Origin of the sequence: Falsirhodobacter deserti, from assembly GCF_004015795.1 — a bacterium.
GTDB classification, from domain to species: Bacteria; Pseudomonadota; Alphaproteobacteria; order Rhodobacterales; family Rhodobacteraceae; genus Falsirhodobacter; species Falsirhodobacter deserti.
Genome location: NZ_ML137218.1, coordinates 1,149,058 through 1,168,193, shown reverse-complemented (window position 1 = coordinate 1,168,193; position 19,136 = coordinate 1,149,058). Strand labels below are relative to the sequence as shown.

Annotated in this window: 19 protein-coding genes; 10 read left to right on the top strand and 9 right to left on the bottom strand. The window is 65.6% G+C overall.

What is annotated here, in order from left to right; genetic code table 11:
• Genes JX25_RS05945 through JX25_RS05930 form a run of 4 tightly spaced genes read left to right on the top strand, consistent with a single transcriptional unit; the run spans position 1 to position 4,274 of the window.
• On the top strand, positions 1-1,059 hold the full coding sequence (locus JX25_RS05945) for an ABC transporter ATP-binding protein (RefSeq protein ID WP_128254142.1): 1,059 nt from the start codon (positions 1-3) through the stop codon (positions 1,057-1,059).
• Positions 1,056-2,222: an ABC transporter permease gene (locus JX25_RS05940; protein ID WP_128254141.1), complete on the top strand. Its 1,167-nt coding sequence runs from the start codon at positions 1,056-1,058 to the stop codon at positions 2,220-2,222. Before JX25_RS05945 ends, JX25_RS05940 begins: the two co-directional genes overlap by 4 nt.
• 3 nt (positions 2,223-2,225) lie before the next feature.
• Positions 2,226-3,005, top strand: a complete 780-nt coding sequence (locus JX25_RS05935) for an ABC transporter permease (protein WP_128254140.1) — start codon at positions 2,226-2,228, stop codon at positions 3,003-3,005.
• Between the two features lie 21 nt (positions 3,006-3,026).
• Complete coding sequence (locus JX25_RS05930; protein WP_164876077.1) at positions 3,027-4,274, top strand: hydantoinase/carbamoylase family amidase; 1,248 nt, start codon at positions 3,027-3,029, stop codon at positions 4,272-4,274.
• Here the strand turns inward: JX25_RS05930 and JX25_RS05925 are convergent.
• From JX25_RS05925 to JX25_RS05885, 9 genes are read right to left on the bottom strand one after another with little or no spacing between them, the layout of a single operon-like run.
• Positions 4,241-4,615 (bottom strand): FCD domain-containing protein, encoded by a 375-nt coding sequence (locus tag JX25_RS05925; RefSeq protein ID WP_164876076.1) that lies wholly within the window; start codon positions 4,613-4,615, stop codon positions 4,241-4,243. The genes JX25_RS05930 and JX25_RS05925 overlap by 34 nt on opposite strands.
• Positions 4,567-4,959: a GntR family transcriptional regulator gene (locus JX25_RS05920; protein WP_128254137.1), complete on the bottom strand. Its 393-nt coding sequence runs from the start codon at positions 4,957-4,959 to the stop codon at positions 4,567-4,569. Before JX25_RS05920 ends, JX25_RS05925 begins: the two co-directional genes overlap by 49 nt.
• On the bottom strand, positions 4,956-6,197 hold the full coding sequence (locus JX25_RS05915; protein ID WP_206611521.1) for an aspartate aminotransferase family protein: 1,242 nt from the start codon (positions 6,195-6,197) through the stop codon (positions 4,956-4,958). The genes JX25_RS05920 and JX25_RS05915 overlap by 4 nt, the downstream gene beginning before the upstream one ends.
• Positions 6,194-7,171, bottom strand: coding sequence for a phosphotransferase (locus tag JX25_RS05910; protein WP_164876075.1), 978 nt, complete (start codon positions 7,169-7,171; stop codon positions 6,194-6,196). The genes JX25_RS05915 and JX25_RS05910 overlap by 4 nt, the downstream gene beginning before the upstream one ends.
• Positions 7,168-8,592 carry an amidase gene (locus JX25_RS05905; protein WP_128254135.1) on the bottom strand — a complete coding sequence of 475 codons (1,425 nt, stop codon included), beginning with the start codon at positions 8,590-8,592 and terminating at the stop codon, positions 7,168-7,170. The genes JX25_RS05910 and JX25_RS05905 overlap by 4 nt, the downstream gene beginning before the upstream one ends.
• Positions 8,593-8,604: 12 nt before the next feature.
• Entirely contained in the window at positions 8,605-10,233 is a 1,629-nt protein-coding gene (locus JX25_RS05900; RefSeq protein WP_206611520.1) for an ABC transporter ATP-binding protein, read from the bottom strand.
• Positions 10,230-11,069: an ABC transporter permease gene (locus JX25_RS05895; protein WP_128254133.1), complete on the bottom strand. Its 840-nt coding sequence runs from the start codon at positions 11,067-11,069 to the stop codon at positions 10,230-10,232. The genes JX25_RS05900 and JX25_RS05895 overlap by 4 nt, the downstream gene beginning before the upstream one ends.
• Positions 11,066-12,037, bottom strand: coding sequence for an ABC transporter permease (locus tag JX25_RS05890; protein WP_128254132.1), 972 nt, complete (start codon positions 12,035-12,037; stop codon positions 11,066-11,068). The genes JX25_RS05895 and JX25_RS05890 overlap by 4 nt, the downstream gene beginning before the upstream one ends.
• A gap of 48 nt (positions 12,038-12,085) precedes the next feature.
• Positions 12,086-13,633 carry an ABC transporter substrate-binding protein gene (locus JX25_RS05885; protein ID WP_128254131.1) on the bottom strand — a complete coding sequence of 516 codons (1,548 nt, stop codon included), beginning with the start codon at positions 13,631-13,633 and terminating at the stop codon, positions 12,086-12,088.
• Between the two features lie 272 nt (positions 13,634-13,905).
• Here JX25_RS05885 and JX25_RS05880 point away from each other — a divergent pair, with 272 nt between their 5' ends.
• From JX25_RS05880 to JX25_RS05855, 6 genes are all read left to right on the top strand, one after another.
• Complete coding sequence (locus JX25_RS05880; RefSeq protein ID WP_128254130.1) at positions 13,906-14,859, top strand: 2-hydroxyacid dehydrogenase; 954 nt, start codon at positions 13,906-13,908, stop codon at positions 14,857-14,859.
• 398 nt (positions 14,860-15,257) lie between these two features.
• Positions 15,258-16,103 carry a transporter substrate-binding domain-containing protein gene (locus tag JX25_RS05875; RefSeq protein WP_128254129.1) on the top strand — a complete coding sequence of 282 codons (846 nt, stop codon included), beginning with the start codon at positions 15,258-15,260 and terminating at the stop codon, positions 16,101-16,103.
• Between the two features lie 26 nt (positions 16,104-16,129).
• A complete protein-coding gene (locus tag JX25_RS05870; protein WP_128255192.1) occupies positions 16,130-16,864 on the top strand; it encodes an amino acid ABC transporter ATP-binding protein in 735 nt (244 codons plus the stop codon).
• Positions 16,861-17,532 (top strand): amino acid ABC transporter permease, encoded by a 672-nt coding sequence (locus tag JX25_RS05865; RefSeq protein ID WP_128254128.1) that lies wholly within the window; start codon positions 16,861-16,863, stop codon positions 17,530-17,532. Before JX25_RS05870 ends, JX25_RS05865 begins: the two co-directional genes overlap by 4 nt.
• Positions 17,533-17,535: 3 nt before the next feature.
• Positions 17,536-18,201, top strand: a complete 666-nt coding sequence (locus JX25_RS05860) for an amino acid ABC transporter permease (RefSeq protein ID WP_128254127.1) — start codon at positions 17,536-17,538, stop codon at positions 18,199-18,201.
• 10 nt (positions 18,202-18,211) lie between these two features.
• A complete protein-coding gene (locus JX25_RS05855; protein WP_164876074.1) occupies positions 18,212-19,135 on the top strand; it encodes an N-carbamoyl-D-amino-acid hydrolase in 924 nt (307 codons plus the stop codon).
• Position 19,136 lies beyond the last annotated feature (1 nt).

Here is a 19,136-nt window from a genome sequence, read left to right as displayed (position 1 = left end):
TTGAGCCGTTCGCCCTTCATCCGCTGCGATGGCGTGTCCAAGTCCTTCGGGGCGAGCCGTGTCATCGACTCCCTGCAGCTCGACATCTTTCAGGGGGAGTTCGTGAGCCTTCTCGGCCCCTCGGGATCGGGCAAGACCACGCTTTTGACGATGATCGCGGGGTTCGAACGCCCCAGCGAGGGCGGGATCTGGCTGGACGGATACCGGATCGACGATCTGGCCCCGCACCGGCGCAACATGGGAATGGTGTTCCAGAACTATGCCCTGTTCCCGCATATGAGCGTGGCCGAGAATGTCGGCTTCCCGCTGCGGATGCGCAAGATCGCGCGGTCCGAGGCACGCACCCGGATCGCCCGCGCGCTGGAGATGGTGGAGCTGGGCCATCTGGCCGAACGCCGCCCGTCGCAACTCTCCGGCGGGCAGCAGCAGCGCGTGGCCCTTGCCCGCGCGCTGGTGTTCGAACCGCGGGTCGTGCTGATGGACGAACCGCTGGGCGCGCTGGACAAGCGGCTGCGCGAACAGATGCAGCTGGACATCCGCGACCTGCACCGGCGCCTCGGGCTGACCATCGTCTTCGTGACGCATGACCAGTCCGAGGCGCTGACTATGTCCGACCGCATCGCCGTCTTCAACAATGGCCGCATCGAACAGATCGGCACGCCCGAAGTCATCTATGACCGGCCCGCGACCCGTTTCGTGGCCGAGTTCATCGGGGAAACGAACCTGATGACCGGCAAGGTGGCCGAGACAGGGGCCGATGGTTCCGTGATCGCCCTGCCGGGCAATACGCGCATCCGCGTCCATCAGCGGTTGGAGCCGGGCGTCGATGTGTCCATCTGCCTGCGGCCCGAAAGGTTGCATCTGGGCGGAAAGGGCGGAAACGTCCTGTCCTGCCAAGTGACGGACCGCGTTTATATGGGCGATCACCTGCGTGTGGCGCTGGACGGGCCGGACGGCACGTTGATCGGGCGCTTGCCGTGCAGCGCGAACGGGCTGCGCGCAGGAATGCCAATCAACGCCTCCTTCACGCCCGAGGATTGCTGGGTGCTGCCGGCATGACGGGGTCTCGCACGTTGGGGATCCGCGCCTTCGCGCTGGTTCTGCCCCTGATCCTGTTCCTTGCGCTGTTCTTCGTCTGGCCGCTGGTCAGCATCGCCACGACGGCGGTATCGGACAACGAGGTCGCCCGCGCCTTTCCGAACCTTGGCCGCGTGATCGACGAATGGGATGGGGTCTCGCCTCCGACTCCCGCCATGCAGGAGGCGCTGGTCGCCGACATCCGAGAGACAGCGCAAACGGCAATGGGTGATGCGGTGCGTCGTCTGAACACCCAGACATCGGGCTTTCGGTCGCTTTTCGGGCGCACGCAGCAGGCCGTGGAGCGGGCCGAGGGGGCCGTCGACCTTCCCTCCATCGATGAGCGATGGGAGGATCCGGTCTTCTGGAATACGATCCGGTCGGCCCTTCCGCCCTATACGACCCGCTTCCTTCTGGGCGCGCTGGACCTGCAGCGCGGCGAGGCGGGAGTCGAGGCGATGCCCCCTGACCAATCCGTTCACCGGCAGGTCTTTTTGCGCACGATCGGGATCTCGGCGCTGGTGACGCTGTTCTGCGCCCTGATCGGACTGCCCTTTGCCATGCTGCTGGCCGTCACGACCGGCTGGGTGCGGCAGGTTCTGATGGCGGCGGTGCTGCTGCCGATGTGGACATCGGTTCTGGTGCGCTGCATGGCGTGGCTGATCATCCTGCAGAAGGACGGTGTGATGGCCGAAATCATCCGCACCCTCAGCGGCCTGCGCGAGGCGGTGCCGCTTCTGTTCACCCGAACCGGCGTGCTGATCGCGATGACGCATGTGATGCTGCCCTTCATGATCCTGTCGATCTACAGCGTGCTGATTGCAATGCCGAAGAGCCTCATGATGGCGGCGGCCTCCATGGGGGCGCGGCCACTGGCGGCCTTCCGCACCGTGCTTTTGCCGCTGGCAATGCCGGGGATCGTGTCGGGGGCCCTGCTGGTGTTCATGACCTCGCTGGGGTTCTACATCCTGCCGGCGTTGCTGGGGGGCGGGGATGACCAACTCATCAGCTCTTTCGTGGCGAACTATGCGATCCGGCAGGCGAACTGGTCGCTGGCCAGCGCGCTTGGCCTTGTGCTGCTGATCGTGACGGTTGCGATCTTCGCGCTTTACCAGCGCCTGTCTGACCGTTTGGCGCGGAGATAGGGGATGGGTGTCATCAAGTTCGCCTGGGGCCTTGTGTGCGTCATCTTCCTGATGGGGCCGCTGCTGGTGATCCTGCCCATCGCCTTCAACGCCGGCAGCTTCATGGTGCTTCCGATAGAAGGATGGTCGCTGCGCTGGTTCACCGTGCTGTTCACCGACCCCGCCTGGCGGCTGTCGATCTGGAACAGCCTTATCGTGGGCGTCGCCTCCTCGGCGCTGGCGACCGTGCTGGGGACGCTGGCGGCGCTTGGCCTCCGGGGCCACTTCGGGTTGCCCATGACGCTCACGCGGATCGCGTTCTTGCTGCCGATGGCAACACCCGCCGTGGTGCTGGGGGTGGGGATGCAGCTTGTATACGCCCGCATCGGGCTGAGCAGCAGCTATGCGGGCGTTATCGTCGGGCATGCCGTTCTGTCCATTCCGCTGACGATCCTGTCGGTGGCTGCGGCGCTGGCCAGCGTGGACCGCACGGCCGAGCGTGCGGCGGCAAGCCTTGGTGCCGCGCCGCCCAAGGTGCTGTGGCTGGTCACCTTGCCCATGGCCTTGCCGGGGATCGTGACCGGTTTCGTTTTTGCCTTCGCCAATTCATTGGACGAGGTGGTGCTGACCATCTTCCTGGCCGGCCCGAACCAGCGGACGCTGGCCCAGCAGATGTTCCTGCAATTGCGCGACAATCTCTCGCCCGCCATCGCGGCGGCGGCGTTTTCATTCATCATCGCCACGGTCTGCGTCGGCGTCACGGGGCTGTGGCTGCGCCACCGGAACGCGGCCCGCAGCCGCTGAACAACGTGAATGGACATAGACATGACCGATCCTGATATCGATGGCGGCCGGCTCTGGTCGGACCTGATGACGTTGGGCGCCATAGGCGGGACCGCGGCGGGCGGGTGCTTCCGTCCGGCGCTGTCGGAAACCGATGCCGCAGCGCGCGCCCTGTTCCGCCTTTGGGCGGAGGAGGCGGGTATGATCGTCACCACCGACGCCATCGGCAACATCTTTGCGCGACGGACAGGGTCCGAGGATCTGCCCCCCGTGATGATCGGCAGCCACCTGGACACGCAGATGCCCGGCGGGCGGTTCGATGGCGTCCTTGGCGTCGTGGCGGGGCTGGTTGTGGTGCGGGCGCTGAACGCCGCCGGCATCACCACTCGCCACCCGATCGAAGTCGTGAACTGGACCAACGAGGAGGGCGCACGTTTTCAGCCCGGCGTCATGGGCTCTGCAGTTTTTGCGGGCCTTCTGCCGCTGGAGGAGGCACTGTCGCGCACCGACCGCGACGGCACCCGCCTGTCGGACGAACTGGCGCGCAATGGCATTGCGGGTCCGGTTCCCGCCGCCCCGCGCCCTGTTCATCGCTATCTGGAACTGCATATCGAACAGGGCCCGCTGCTGGAGGCGGAGGCCACGGATATCGGCCTCGTGACGCACAGCACCTTCATGTGCTCGGGCTTTGTGGACATTCACGGCGCCAACGCCCACGCGCAGATCGAGGCGATGGGTCAGCGCCGCAACGCGCTTCTGGCCGCCGCCCGCCTGATCCTTGCGATCGAGGAGGTGGGCGCGGCGGTTGATCCCGCGGGACGCGTTTCCGCCACCGTGATCGAGAACTGGCCCAACAACCGCGTGAACATCCCGCACCTGACAAAGCTGACCTATATGGCTGTGCATGACACAGCCGAAGGCTTGGCCGATATCAACGCCCGCATCCGTGCTGCGGCGGACGCGATTGCCGAGGCGACGCGCACGCGTATCGATATTGCGCCGTCCCATCTGCGGCAGGCGACGGTGTTTCCCGCCGATCTGCGCAAGCGGGCAGCGGATGTGGCTGGCGGCCGTGGCCTGACCGTGCGCGAGATGATGACCCTGACCGCGCATGACGCGCTGTCGCTGGCGCATCTTTGCCCTTCTGCGCTGATATTCGTGCCCTGCCGCGACGGTATCAGCCATGCCGAGGGTGAATGGTGCGAGCCGCATTGGGCGGCCAATGGGGCAAGGCTGCTGTTGGGGCTGGCGCTGGATCAGGCGGACCGGATCACCGAGGTGAACATCTGAAGATCCTCCGCATCCATGCGGATCATCCCCGGATCTTCGGCAAGGATGCGGGCGGGGACGGCGACGGTGTCGTCAAGATGCCCTTTCATTGCGGCCTGCGCTGCCGCGCCGTCGCCAGCCTCCAGCGCGGCAAGGATCCTGCGGTGTTCGTCCAATGCTTCCGCAAAGAGACCGGGGTGGGAGGGAAAGACCCATCGCCGCAGCCGGTCCAACTGTCCCGTTGCGCCATGCAGGACGTGCCACGCCTCCTCGATCCCTGCCACGGCGAAGATCAGGCGGTGAAAGGCGCAATCTAGTGCAAAGGAGACATCGGCATCGCGCGCTTCCGCCGCGGCCTCCATCCGATCGAGGATGTGATGCGCGCACGCAGGTCCGCCTTGCCGGCCCGCTGGCTGGCCAGCAGCACGGCCGGAACCTCGAGATTCGCGCGCATGAAATGTCCGACCACCACCTGCCGCATCACGATCGGGTTCACAAAGGTTGCATCCGACGGCACAACCATGACCAGCCCCTCCTGCGCCAGCCTGCATACAGCCTCGCGGAAGGGCGCGCGCGAGATGCCAAGTTCGGCGCAAAGCTCCCTCTCCGCCAGACGGGCCCCGGGGCGCAGGCGCATGGCGATGATGCGGCCGCGCAACGCGTCATAGGTGCGGGCGGATTTGGACGGGGCAGGGGGAAGGATCATGCGTCGTGGGCAAGCGTGTCGGCAAGGGCGGACAGGAAGATGTCGGCATCGGCCTCGGTGAAAGGCAGTGGCGGGCGGATCTTCAGCGAGGCGCCATCCTTGCCCGAGGCACCGATCAGCACCCGGCGCGCCCGGAGCCCGTTGACCACGCGCGCCGCGCGGGCGGCATTGCCAAGATCCAGCGCAAGGAACAGGCCCGCGCCCCGCACCTCTCCCATCCCTCGCATTCCAGCCGCCATGTGCTGCCCCACGCGGGCGGCATTGGCCACCAGCCCCTCCGCCTCAATTACGTCCAGCACCGCCGCCGCCGCCGCGACCGACACATGGTTCGCGCCGAAGGTGTTGAAATAGCGGACTTCGAGGCCGAACCGCTCCAGCACCTCGGAGCGGGCGACGGCGGCGGCGATCGGCATGCCGTTGCCCATGGGCTTGCCCATGACCACGATGTCAGGGGTGATGCCGTGGCGCATGAACCCCCAGAAATGGCTACCAAGCCGCCCGAAGCCGGGCTGCACCTCATCGGCGATGTAAAGCGCGCCGGCGCGGTGGACGGCCTCGATCACCCCCTGCAGAAAGCCGGGCGGGTCTGCGATCACGCCGTCGGTGGAAAAGATGCTGTCGGCGATGAAGGCGGCGGTGCGGATGCCGCGCCGGGCCAGATGGGCGATCGCGGCCTCCACCTCGGCGGCCATGCCGGGGCCGGGACGCACGGTCATCACCTCCGGCCCCAACGGAACGCTGTCGCCAAGGCTGGGAGAGATCGCCGCCGTTGCCGCAGTTAGGCCGTGATAGGCATTTTCGCTGATGATGATGCCGGCGGCCCCCGTGTGGAACCGCGCGATGCGCAGGGCCAGGTCCACAGCCTCCGATCCCGTGCAGGTATACATCACCCGGTCCAGCGCGGCGGGGAAGGTGGCCAGCAGCCGCTCGGAGTAATCCAGAACCGCCTCGTCAAGATAGCGGGTATGGGTGTTCAGCACCGCCGCCTGCCGCTGGATCGCCGCCACCACATGGGGGTGGCAATGCCCGACCGAAGGAACGTTGTTGTAGCAGTCCAGATACTCCACCCCCTCGGCATCATAAAGGCGAACGCCTTCGGCTCGAACGGGATGCAGCGGATGGTCATAAAACAGCCGGTAGGAGGGGCCGAGCAGGCGCTGCCGGCGTTCGACCAGGTGGCGCTCCGCCTCGGGCAGGGCGGCCGTGTTGCCGTTGAAGCCGTTGATCATCCGGGTCATGGCAGCGTCTCCACTTGGCCGCTGGCGCGAAGCTGCTCCCATGCGGCGGGGCATTTGGCAAGGATGCGGTCGGCCTGTTCGGGGAACAGGCTTGCCCGCCAGTAGGGGATCAGGAGCCGCATGGCGATCCGCGCGCGGATCGTCGGCCAGAGGAGGCGGCGTTCCTCCGGCAGCAGCGGGCCGTAACCCTCCAGCATGGCTAGAACCGAGTGGACGGGATCGTCCGTGTCCTGCTGGTAACAGGCTGCCACACCCACATCGATCAGCCGCGCGGCGTGGCACAGGTCGCCAAAGTCGATGATGCCGGTGACGCGGCTGCGTTCGGTCGGATCGACGAGGATATTCTCGCGGTTGAAGTCGTTGTGGATCACCTGCGAGGGCAAATGCGGCAGGCGGGGCACGACCACGTCCCTGAACCGCGCAAGGGTTGCCGCAACCTCCTCACGCCAGTCCGGCGGCAGCAGGGGGATGTGGCGTGCAAGCGAGGGCGAAAGGCTCGTGTTCCATGTCAGCGGATGGTGGGCGGAGGGATGGGTGAAATCCACCAGCGCCGCCTGCATCCGCGCCAGCAGCGCCCCCACGGCATGCCGTTGCGCGTCGTCCACGGGGCCGGCCCCCTGCGTCACACCCGGCAGAAAGGTCACGAGCCGAACGGACCGATCCTCGATCCGGGCGTCGAGGGCGCCGGTGCGCGTGCGGATCACGCGCTGCACGGGGATGAAGGGATCGCGGAGTTCCACATGCGCCAACGCCGCGGAGTGCATGGCGGTGACGCCGGGATCCTCTCCCGGTGTCAGGATCTTCAGAAGGAAGGCCTGCCCATCCTCCAACGTCAGGCGGTAGTTGGAGTCCTTCTCCCCCCACAGCCATTCCACGCGGCCCTGCAGGCCATAGATGTGTTGCGCGATGGCGGCGGCACGACCGGGCGTGATGATCTCGGCCCGGTGGGCCAGTTCGATTCCGGTGACCGTCATGCGCGGCGCGGGGCAGAGAGCGTTTGTTCGGGCCATGCCGCCTGATAGGCCGCGGCCAGCCGCAGCACAATGTCGTCGCGGTACATGGCCCCTACGAATTGCAGGCCCACGGGCAGCCCGCCCCCGTCCATGCCGCAGGGCACCGACACCGCCGGCTGCCCCGTCATGTTGAACGGATAGGTGAAGGGCGACCAGTCGGACCAGTCCTTGCCTTTCACGCCGCCGGGGAAATCGGTCCCGGCTTCAATCGCCGTGGTTGGCATGGTGGGCAGCATCAGCGCGTCATACCGCTGGTGGAACTGCGCCATGGTTACGCGCAGGGTGGCACGCACCTGTTCGGCGGCCACGACCTCGGTCCCGGTCAGCGCCTTGCCCTTGCGCCAGATCTCCACCAAGCCGGGGTCCATGAGGGCCAAGCGTTCCGGGGTGGGATCGGCCATATCGACCGACAGCGCCTCGCCTGCATACCAGAGGGCGATCAGCGCGTCCTGCGGGTTGGCAAACCCGGGATCGACCTCCTCCACGATGGCGCCAAGTTCGGCCACGCGGGCGGCCGCACGATCCACGACGGCGGCTACGTCCGGAGACACCTCGGCATAGCCGAGGTTGCGGCTGTAGCCGATCCGCAGGCCCTTCACCCCTTGCGCCAAAGCGGCGGTCCAGTCCGGCACGGGGCTGGGGCACCAGCCATACATCTGGCGGGGATCAGGTCCGGCCGTGGCAGCCATGAACAGCGTCGCATCCTCCACTGTGCGGGTCAGGGGGCCGCGATGCGCCAGTTCGAAAAGCGGGGTGAAGGTGTCGGAGGGGATCCAGCCGAAGGAGGGCTTGATGCCGAAGCAGCCCGACCAGCTTGCCGGGATCCGGATCGATCCTGCCCCGTCCGATCCTTCATGCAGCACGCCCATGTTCAGCGCCGCCGCCACCGCCGCGCCGCCCGAGGATCCGCCCGAGGCGCGATCGGTTCGCCACGGGTTCAGCGTGTTGCCGAAGGCGGGACCATGCGTCACGCCCTTCCAGCCGAATTCCGGGCTGGTGGTGGTCCCCAGCACCGTCACGCCCGCCGCGCGCAGGCGTTCCATGATCAGGAACTCCTGCGCGGCGGGTTCGTGCGCGCCCAGCTTCGAGCCGCGCCGATGCGGGATACCCTTCACGGGCGTCAGTTCCTTGATCGTCGTCGGCGCGCCGTCAATGGGCGAAAGGGGGGCGCCCGCCTTCCACCGCGCCTCCGAGGCGCGCGCCTGTTCCAGCGCCATCTCGGGCGTGACATGGGCGAAGGCGTTGACCTCCGGGTTGAACCGTTCGATCCGGTCCAGCGAGGCTTGCGCGGCCTCCACGGGCGAGGCGCCGCCGCTGGCAAACAGGCGGGATAGTTCGGCGGCGGTCATCTCGCCCAGGTCGGCTTTCAGGATCACGTCCATGGGTTTGCTCCTTCAGATCATCCGCGCTTCGTGGGCGCGGCCGGGGATGGCGTCGATCAGACTGCGGGTATAGGGGTGGCGGGGGGCATCGAAGATCTCGGCGCCGGAGCCGAGTTCCACGACCCGGCCCTTCTGCATGACCATGACGCGGTCGCAGATCTGGGCCGCCACGCGCAGGTCGTGGGTGATGAAGATCAGTGACAGGCCAAGGTCGCGCTTCAGGCTTTGCAGCAGGTCCAGCACCTGCGCCTGGATCGAGACGTCGAGGGCCGAGACAGCCTCATCGGCGATGATGATGCCGGGCTTCAGCGCAAGGGCGCGGGCGATGCCGATGCGCTGGCGCTGTCCGCCGGAAAATTCGTGCGGGAATCGGTGTGCGGCGTCACGTTTCAGGCCCACCATCTCCAGCAGGTCGGCAGCCTCGGCCATCGCCTTTGCCGGGTCCTCGCCATAGGCGATGGGGCCGGAGGCGATGATGCGGCCTACGCGTTCGCGGGGGTTCAGGCTGCCGTACGGGTCCTGGAAAATCATCTGCATCCGGCGGCGGACGCGGCGCAGTTCCTCCCCCCTCAGGGTGGCCATGTCCTGCCCGTCCAGCAGGACGCGGCCGCCATCTGGGTCCTGCAACCGCACAAGGCACCGCCCGACCGACGATTTGCCCGAGCCGCTTTCGCCCACGATGCCCAGCGTTTCACCCTTGGCGAGCGAGAAGGAAACGTCCTGCACCGCATGCACCTCCCGTGGGCGGGAGAAAAGTCCGCCGCCTTGGCGATAGGTCTTGGTCAACCCCTCCACCGTCAGGATGGGGGCAGAGGTGACGGGCGCGCGCATGCCGGCCTGCATCTTCGGGATCGCCGCGATCAGCTTACGGGTATAGTCGTGCTGCGGGTTGAAAAGGACCTGTTCCACCGTGCCTTCCTCGACCACGCGGCCAAGCTGCATGACGGCAACGTAATCCGCGATCTCGGCCACCACCCCGAAATCATGGGTGATGAACATGACCGCCATGTTGCGGTCCCTTTGGAGCCGCGCGATCAGGCGCAGGATCTGGGCCTGCGTCGTCACGTCCAGCGCGGTGGTGGGTTCGTCCGCGATCAGGACCTGCGGCTCCAGCGCAAGAGCCATGGCAATCATCACCCGCTGGCGCTGCCCCCCCGAAAGCTGGAAGGGAAAGGAGGCGGCGGCGCGGGGCGGATCGGGCAGGCCCACCTCCTCCAGCAGGGACAGCGCCTTGGCGCGCCGCTCGGCCGGGGTCAGAAGGCCGTGCGCCTCGAACACCTCCTCGATCTGGGCCGAAACTTTCATCAGGGGGTTCAGCGCCGTCATCGGCTCCTGAAAGATCATGGCCACGCGGCGGCCCCGGATGTCGTGCAGCGCGTCCTCGGACTGGGTGAGAAGGTCGGTTCCATCCAGCAGGATGCGCCCGTTCGACACGCGCACACCTTCGGGCAGGAGGCCCATCAGCGCATTGGCCGACATGGACTTGCCAGACCCGCTTTCGCCCACGACGCACAGAAGCTGGCCGGGCGCGATGCGGAAGCTGACCCGGTCCACGGCATAGGGGCGGTCGGCGCCATCGGGCAGGGCGACCGACAGGCGCTCGATCTCCACGACGGGTTTGGCGATGGTTTCGTGCTTCATTTTCCCCTCCTCTTCAGGCGCGGGTTCATGGCGTCGTTCAACCCCTCGCCGATGAGGTTCAGCGCAAGAACGGTGAGCAGGATGGCAAGGCCGGGAAAGAAGCTGACCCACCAGGCCTGCCGGATGACGGTGCGGCCTGCGCCGATGACATAGCCCCAGCTCATGACGTTGGGATCGCCAAGGCCAAGGAAGGACAACGAGCTTTCGATCAGGATCGCGGCCGCCACCATCATCGAGGCCATCACGATGATCGCCGACAGCGTGTTGGGCAGGATCTGGCGCAGGATGATCGTGCGTGCCCGCTGCCCCGAAAGGATCGCCGCCTCCACGAACTCGCGCGAGCGCAGCGCCATGACCTCGGACCGCAACAGCCGCGCGACAGGGGGCCATGACACCAGCGCGATCGCGATGACGATGGAATAGAGCGAGGGCTGGAAGATCGCGACCAGCACCACGGCAAGGGCAAAGCTGGGCACGGTCTGGAACAGTTCGGTGAAGCGCATCAGCGCATCGTCGATCCGGCCGCCGAAATAGCCTGCGATGGCCCCGATCGGCACCCCGATCAGCATGGACACCACCGTCGAGACCAGCCCCACCAACAGCGAGACGCGCGCCCCATGCGCCACGGCCGAGGCGACGTCGCGCCCCATCGGGTCGGTGCCCAGCGGGAAGGCGTCCATGGCGAAGGGGGCGAGGAAGGGGCGCTGCACCATCGACCACGGGCTTTTGGGGTAAAGCAGTGGCGCGGCCGCGGCCAGCACCACGATCAGCAGCAGGATCAGAAGGCCGACCACGGCGCCTCGATTCTGCCGGAAGCGGTTCCAGAACTCCATCATGCCGTCACCCGGATGCGTGGATCGACCAGACGATACAGGATGTCGGTGATCAGGTTGAACAGCAGCACCATTGCTGCCGAAACAAGAAAGACGCCCAGAAGCAGGTTGTAATCGCGCTGCGTCAGGGCGTCGAACATCAGCCGCCCGATGCCGGGCCAGGCAAAGACCGTCTCGATCAACACGGCGCCGCCCACAAGCTGTCCGGCCTGCAAGCCGGCCAGCGTGACCACGGGCAGAAGCGCGTTGCGCAGGACATGGCGGCGCTGGATCAGGGCGGGACGCAGACCCTTGGCCTGCGCCGTCTTGACGAAGTCGAGGCGGCTGACCTCCAGCATGGAGGCGCGGGTCATCCGGGCGTAGACGGCCATGAAGAACAGCCCCAGCGTCATCGCGGGCAGCACCAGATGCGCGGCGATGTCCTCCATCCGGCGCAGGCCGGTGTGGTCGGCGCCCACCGTCTCGTATCCGAAGGCCGGCAGCCAGCCCAGCTGGACCGAGAACAGAAGCACCGCCATCAGCGCCAGCCAGAACAGGGGCGTCGCATAGAAGATCAGCGCGATGGTGGAGATCACGCTGTCCTGCCAGCGCCCCTGCCGGGCCGAGGCCAGAACCCCCGCCAGCGTTCCCAGCCCCAGCGAAATTACGAAGGCCGAGAGGGACAAAAGCAGCGTCGCCGGCAGACGTTCGAAGATCAGATCCGCCACCGGCACCTGCTGGCGGTAGGAATAGCCGAGGTCGAACTGCAGGATCGTTCCCAAATACCTGCCAAGTTGCACGTAAAGCGGCTGGTCCAAGCCGAACCGCTCGCGCAGTTGCTGCAGGAACACCGCGTCCGTCTCGCCCGCTTCTCCGGCCATGACCTGCGCGGGATCGCCGGGGGCCGCCTGGATCAGAAGGAAATTCAGGATCGCGATGCAGACAAGGATAAGCGCCGCCTTCATCAGCCGCGCAAGAATGAATTTCGCCATGAGGTCACCGTCCCTTCGGGGCAGGGGCGCAGACGCCCCCGCCTTGCATCACTGCTCGATCCAGGCGTCGCGCATGGAGTCCGCGGGGCCGTGGGCCGAGGTCACGATGTCATGCACCTTGCAGTTGTAGATGGTGGGGAAGGTCAGCTCCAGCAGCCAAGCAACGGGCACGTCTTCTTGGAGCTTGACCTGCACTTGATCATAGATCTCCTGCCGCGCCTCTGCCGGGTAGGCAAGCGCCGCCTCCTCGAACATGCGGTCGACCTCGGGGTCGGAATACCCTTCGACATTGTTCCAAGGGCTGCCCTGTTCGATCTGGCTGGTAATGTAGTTGCGCGACACGCCAATGGCCGGATCGCCGTTCTGGTAAAGATAGGTGAAGGCGATGTCGTAATTCCAGTTGGCGGTACGCTGGTTCCAGCCGGCCACGTCCGCGGCCTCCATCTCCACCTTGATACCCACGTCCTGAAGGTTCTGGCGCACGGCCTCGGCCCAGCGTTGCCATGTCTCGCCATAGGGGATGGGCAGAAGGCGGATCGGCTCCCCGTCATAGCCGATCTCATCCAGCAGCGCCTCGGCCTTGTCGGGATCGTATTCGTAGACCGGCTCCTGCTGCGAATAAAACGGCGTCTTGGACGAGATCGGACCCGTGGCGACCTTGCCATAGCCATTCCACAGCACGTCCAGCGCGAACTGGCGGTCCATGGCATACATGACGGCCTGCCGGAACTTCGGGTTGTCCATCGGCGGGTTGCGGTTGTTCAGCCACATCCAGGACAGCGGCGCGTAATATTCCCAGCCCTTGTCGGTGATGCAGGTGTTGGGAAGCTCCGTCAGGCGGGGAATGTCGAAATTCTCGACCGAGCCGCCGGGCAGGATGTCCACCACCCCTGTCTCATAGGCCACTGCGCGGGAGGCGGCGTCGGGAATGACGTGGTAAATCACCTCGTCCAGATAGGGCTTGCCCTTGTCCCAATAGGCATCGTTCTTTTCCAGCTTAATGAAGCTGCCGCGCTGCCATTCGACGAACCTGAACGGTCCGGTGCCGATAGGTTTGTCATTGGCCGGATTGGTCATGTAATCCGTGCCTTCATAGATATGCTTGGGCAGGATGGGCATGGTGCCATAGGCGAAGGCGCGGATGAACGGCTCGAACGGTTGCGTCAGCTTGAAGACCACCGTCGCCTCGTCGGGGGCTGTCACGCTTTCCACCTGCGCCATCGTGTTGCGGTGGCGCGGCTGCGTCTTCATCAGGAAATCGTTGACGGAGAACAGGACATCGGCTGCCGTCATGGGCGTGCCGTCATGGAAGGTCACCCCCTCCTGCAGATGGAAGGTATAGGTCAGCCCGTCCTCCGACACCTCCCAGCTTCTGGCAAGCGAGGGCATGGGTGCCAGCGTCTCGTCATAACGCAACAGGCTTTCATAGATGTTGCCTCCCACGGCCAGCGCAGGGCCGTTGGTGACGATGCCGATCATCAGCCCCGGGGGTTCGGGTTGCACGATCAGGTCGGCGGTGCCGCCGGGGGTGGCCTCGGCCTGCGCGAGTGCCGTCGTCAGAAGAAGCGCGAGAGTGGCGGATACTACGTGTCGCATGAACATCCCTGTCGATCATGGTTGGCGCGCTCTGCGCAGCCACCGATATTTCGCAATGTTTTCAGCGTGGGATTCGCGCGACCATCGTGTCAAAGCGCGGATGGATGTTAGGGTTTGCCTGAAGGTCATTGCCCAAGATCCGGGCAGGATCGCTCTCGAATGATGCCCCACGCGGCGCTTTCGAATGCGAGGCAGCAAGAATCGACAGTAGCGGTTGCGGGGCGGGGCGTGCACGCGCAGCCTTTCCGGAAGATGAAAACCCAGGACGCCCCATGACCCTTTCAGCTTCTGAACCGCTGCGTGTTGTCGCCCTTTCCTCCACGTTCGATCTGGTGGAAATGTTCGCCGATGCGCGCGATCCTCGCCTGATCCTGCTGCGACCCGAGGAGGTGGAGGACCCGCTTGCCGTCCATCTTGCGCTGGCATGGAAGCCTCCGGCAAACGCGTTCCAACGGTTTCCGAACGTGCGACTGGTGCACTCGATCGCGGCCGGCGTGGACAGCATCACCGCCTGTCCCAGCTTGCCGACCGAAGCGGTGATCGCGCGGGTCCGCGACGACGCGCAGGCAACGATGATGGCCGGTTTCGCAGCCGCTCATGTCATCTGGCACCATCGCCGCATGCACGACCACGCCCGCGCGCAGGCAGAGCGGCGGTGGGAGCGGAGCTTTCGCCCGGCCATGCCCTTTGATGTGACGGTTGGGATATTGGGATACGGGCTTATGGGGCGGGCCGTCGGGCGCGCGCTGGTTGCACTTGGCTATCGCGTCATCGCGGCGCGCAGTTCCGAAGGAGAGGCGGAGCCGGGGGTAGAGCTGTTCACCGGCCCCGCCAGCATCGGCGAGGTCGCGGCACGCGCGAATATCCTCGTGAACGTGTTGCCGCTTACCCCCGCAACGCGTGACATCCTGAACGCGGACCTGTTCGCGCGCATGCCGACAGGGGCCTCGTTGATCCAGATCGGGCGGGGGGAGCATCTGGTGGAAGACGATTTGCTGCACGCAATGGATACCGGGCGCATCCGATCCGCCACGCTCGATGTGTTCCGGCAGGAGCCACTGCCCACCGCCCACCCCTTCTGGACGCGGCCGGACATCCTGATCACGCCGCACAAGGCCTCCGATGCCAGCCGGAAGGAGATCATGCGCCAGTTGGTCGAAAATTGCGAAGACCATCGGGCGGGCCGGACGCCGCGCGGTCTTGTGAATCGCGTCGCCGGCTATTGAGCGGGAGGCGCAGCCTCGTCATCTGCGACGCCCTAGGGGTCAAGATCCGCGACCTCGGCAGTCGGATGGTCAAGAACAAGAGACTTATCTTGCCGGAGGTGTCGCCCCGGATGTGAAGGCTCGGGCTCGGGGGCGCCCATGAAAGGTTTGGCGGCCGGTGATGACCGCCCCTTGCAACCGCGGCCGGGCAAATGAAGGTCGCAACAGCGTAGCGGAGGCGATGAATGTCATCAGGGTTATCAACAAAAGGTCACATCGCATCGAAAGCCGCCCAGAGAATAAGCACCGTCTATAAACGACGGTTTTGTGGCCTCTGCGAACATAATTATCGGTTATAATTCCGGTGGGCGTTGTGAAGATGGGAAAAGTCGTGTGCCAGATCACAACAGGAGCTTCCCATGGTCCGCCGCCCCCCGCTTTTCATCTTTGCCCTCGCTTGCATGGCCGGGCTGACCTCTCCCGCCGTCGCACAGGACGGGCTGCGGGTGGCGCTGGACGGCACCTTTGCGCCCCATGCCATGCCCAGCCTCTCGGGCGGGGTGGAGGGATTCAACGTAGATCTCGCCAAGCTGATCGCAGAACGACTGGACACCACGATCCAGATCGATGCCGCACAGTTTTCGGGCCTGATCCCCGCGATGCAGGCGGGGACCTACGATTTCCTCGTGGCGCCCGTGACGGTCACAGCGGAGCGGTCGGAGAACATGATCTTCACCGAAGGATTCATGGATACAAATTTCACCTTCGTCCAGAAGGCCGGCACCGCACCCGGCGCCACGTTGGAAGATTATCGGGGCCAGTCGATCGCGGTAAACAAAGGGTCCGCCTACGATGTCTATGCCAACGAACATGCGGCGGAATACGATCTGACGGTAACCGCGTACGGTACCGCGACCGACGCGGTGGAGGCGGTGCTGACGGGACGCGCCGACGCTTCGCTGACCGGATCGACGGTGGCGGCCTGGGCAGTGAAGAAGAACCCGCGCCTGGCGCTCGGGGCGGAACTGGCGACCGGGCAGGTCTGGGGCCTGCCCTTCCGCAAGGACGACGTGGAGAACCGCAACAAGGTGGATGCCGTGCTGGAATGCCTCAAGGCCGACGGCTCGCTGGCCGAGTTGTCCAAAAAGTGGCTGGGTGTTGAGCCCGCCGCAGGGTCGATGATCGTGACGCCGGTCGCGGGCTATGGTGTTCCGGGTTTCGCTGGATATGAGGACACGGCCCACGAGGTCGCCTGCTCGTCCTGAGCGGCCGGAGACGTTTCATGACACCGATGCTTGAGATTGCCGCGCTGGAAAAGCGGTTCGGCGACACCACCGTCCTGCGCAACATCGACCTGAAGGTCCGTCGGGGGGAGCTTGTCTTCGTGATAGGCCCCTCAGGCTCCGGCAAGTCCACGATGCTGCGCTGCTGCAACCGTCTGGAGGAGCCGACCTCGGGTTCGATCTTCATCGCCGGGCGGAACATCATGAACGCGCTGTCGAAGGACCTGAACAGCCTGCGGCTTCAGACGGGCATGGTGTTCCAGGGCTTTCACCTTTACCCGCACATGTCGGTCGTCAGGAACGTCATGCTGGCGCAGGTCAAGGCGCTGAAGCGCGGCGAGGCCGAGGCGAAGGCCCGCGCGATGGACATGCTGGACCGCGTGGGTCTGGCCCACAAGGCCGAGGCCATGCCGACGGAGCTTTCGGGCGGCCAGCAGCAGCGTGTGGCCATCGCCCGCGCACTGGCGCTGGATCCGAAGGTGATGCTGTTCGACGAGCCCACCTCGGCGCTGGATCCTGAACTGGTGGGATCGGTGCTGAAGGTGATGAAGGACCTGAAGGCGCAGGGCATGACGATGCTGGTTGTCAGCCACGAAATGGGCTTCGCGCGCGAGGCGGCGGACCGTGTTGTTTTCATGGATGGCGGCGTCGTGGTCGAACAGGGCCCACCCGAGGCGATCTTCGGCAACCCGCAGCACGAACGCACCCGCGCCTTCCTGTCCCGCGTATCGAGCCACGCATGAACCGGTTCCTTGACACCTTCTTTGCGCCGCAGGTCTTTGCGCGCTATCTGCCCGAGGTTCTGGCCGCGATCTGGACGACGCTGTGGCTGGGCGTGGTGGTGATCGTGGCAGGGATCGCGATCGGGCTGATGCTGGCCTGCCTGCGCGCCGCGCGGAAGTGGTGGCTGACGCTGCCCATCGTGATCTTTGCCGACATGCTGCGGGCCTTGCCGCCGCTGGTGCTGATCCTTCTGATCTATTTTGGGCTGCCGGCACTGGGGATCACGCTGTCGGGGCCGCTGGTGCTGATCCTTGTGCTGACGGCCGTGCTGGCCGCCTTTGCCGAGGAAATCTTCTGGGCCGGCCTGACCGCGCTCCCCCGCGGACAGTGGGAGGCGGGGCGTGCGACGGGCTTGGGCTTCGTGCAGGTGCTGATCTTCATCGCGCTGCCGCAGGCGGTGCGGATGGGGATCCCCTCGCTCGTGAACCGGTCGCTGGCGATCACCAAGATGACGGCCCTCGGCTCGGTCATCGGGGTGAAAGAGATTTTGGCGGTGTCCTCCTCGGCGCAGGCCGTGTCGGGGTCGGCGACGCCCCTGACGCTGGCGGCCATTGCCTATCTGGTGATCTTCCTGCCCGCCGTGGTTCTGGCGCGCTGGCTGGAACGCCGCTTCACCTGGAAGGTGTGATCCATGCCCGGTATCATCGAGATGTTCTTCAACCTCGACATCATGCGCCAGTCGCTGCCCCTGCTGCTGGGCGGGCTGTGGATGACGCTGAAGCTGTGCGCGGTGGTGATCGGGCTGGGGCTGGTGGGCGGGCTGTTCCTGTCGCTGGCGGCCACCAGCCCGCGCCGCTGGCTGCGCTGGCCCGCGATGGCCGTGATCGACCTGATGCGCGCCCTGCCGCCTTTGGTGCTGCTGATCTTCATCTATTCCGGGCTGCCCTTCGCGGGGGTGGAGATGCCGGCCTTCGCGGCCGTGGCCATCGCGTTCCTTCTGAACAACTCCGCCTATTACGCCGAGGTGTATCGTGCGGGGTTGCAATCCCTGCCGAGGGGCCAATGGGAGGCGGCGCGCGCCACGGGGCTGTCCATGCCGCAGACGCTGCGCCACGTGATCATCCCGCAGGCGGTGCGCAACGTGCTGCCCGACCTTTTGTCTAACACGGTGGAGGTGGTGAAGCTCACCTCGCTCGCCTCGGTCGTGTCGCTGGCGGAGCTTTTGTACCAGGCCAACATGGCCCGCTCCGTCACCTATAACTCTTCTCCGCTGGTGCTGGCGGCGGCGATCTACCTCGTGCTTCTGTGGCCGATGGTGCGCCTTGTCAGCCGTTACCAGCGCAAACTTTCCATCTGAGGACATTCCCATGAAAATGATCGTTGGCGGCGCGCAGATCGGCGGCATCCAGAAGGACGAAGGCCGTCAGGCCGTGGTGGCGCGGATGATGGCGCTGATGGAACAGGCGCATGAGAAGGGGGTGGAGTTCCTTGTCTATCCCGAGATGACGCTGACCACCTTCTTCCCCCGCTTCTATGTCGAAGACCGGTCTGAGTTCGATCACTGGTTCGAGACGGAGATGCCGAACGCCGCAACCCAGCCCCTGTTCGACATGGCGAAACGCTTCGGCATGGGCTTCACCTTCGGTTATTGCGAGCTGACGCCGGAGGGGCTGCATTACAACACCTCCATCCTCGTCAGCCCTGAAGGGGAGATCGTGTCGAAATACCGCAAGACCCACCTGCCGGGCCATGCGGAGTACGAGGCCGACCGGACGCACCAGCATCTGGAGAAGCGCTATTTCCTGCCGGGCGACACGGGGTTCAACGTGGTCCGCAACCAAGGCGCGATCATGGGCATGGCGATCTGCAACGACCGCCGCTGGCCGGAAACCTGGCGCACGCTGGGCCTTCAGGGGGTGGAGCTGGTGACTATCGGCTACAACACCCCCAGCCAGAACAACCTGTCCAAGGAGGAGGGGATCGAGCGGCGCGTGTATCACCATGAGCTTTCGGTCTGCGCGGGCGCCTATCAGAACTCCACCTATGCCGTGGCCGTGGCGAAATGCGGGATGGAGGATGGCAACCACATGTTCGCGGGATCGATCATCGTGGATCCGGACGGCTTCGTCATCGCGCGGGCGACGGGCGAGGGGGACGAGTTGATCGTGGCCGAATGCGACTTCGACAAATGCGCCTTCGGCAAATCTACCGTCTTCAACTTCGCCGCCCACCGGCGGGTAGAGCATTATGGCCGGATCACCGAGCAGACCGGCATGAAGATTGAGGTCTGAG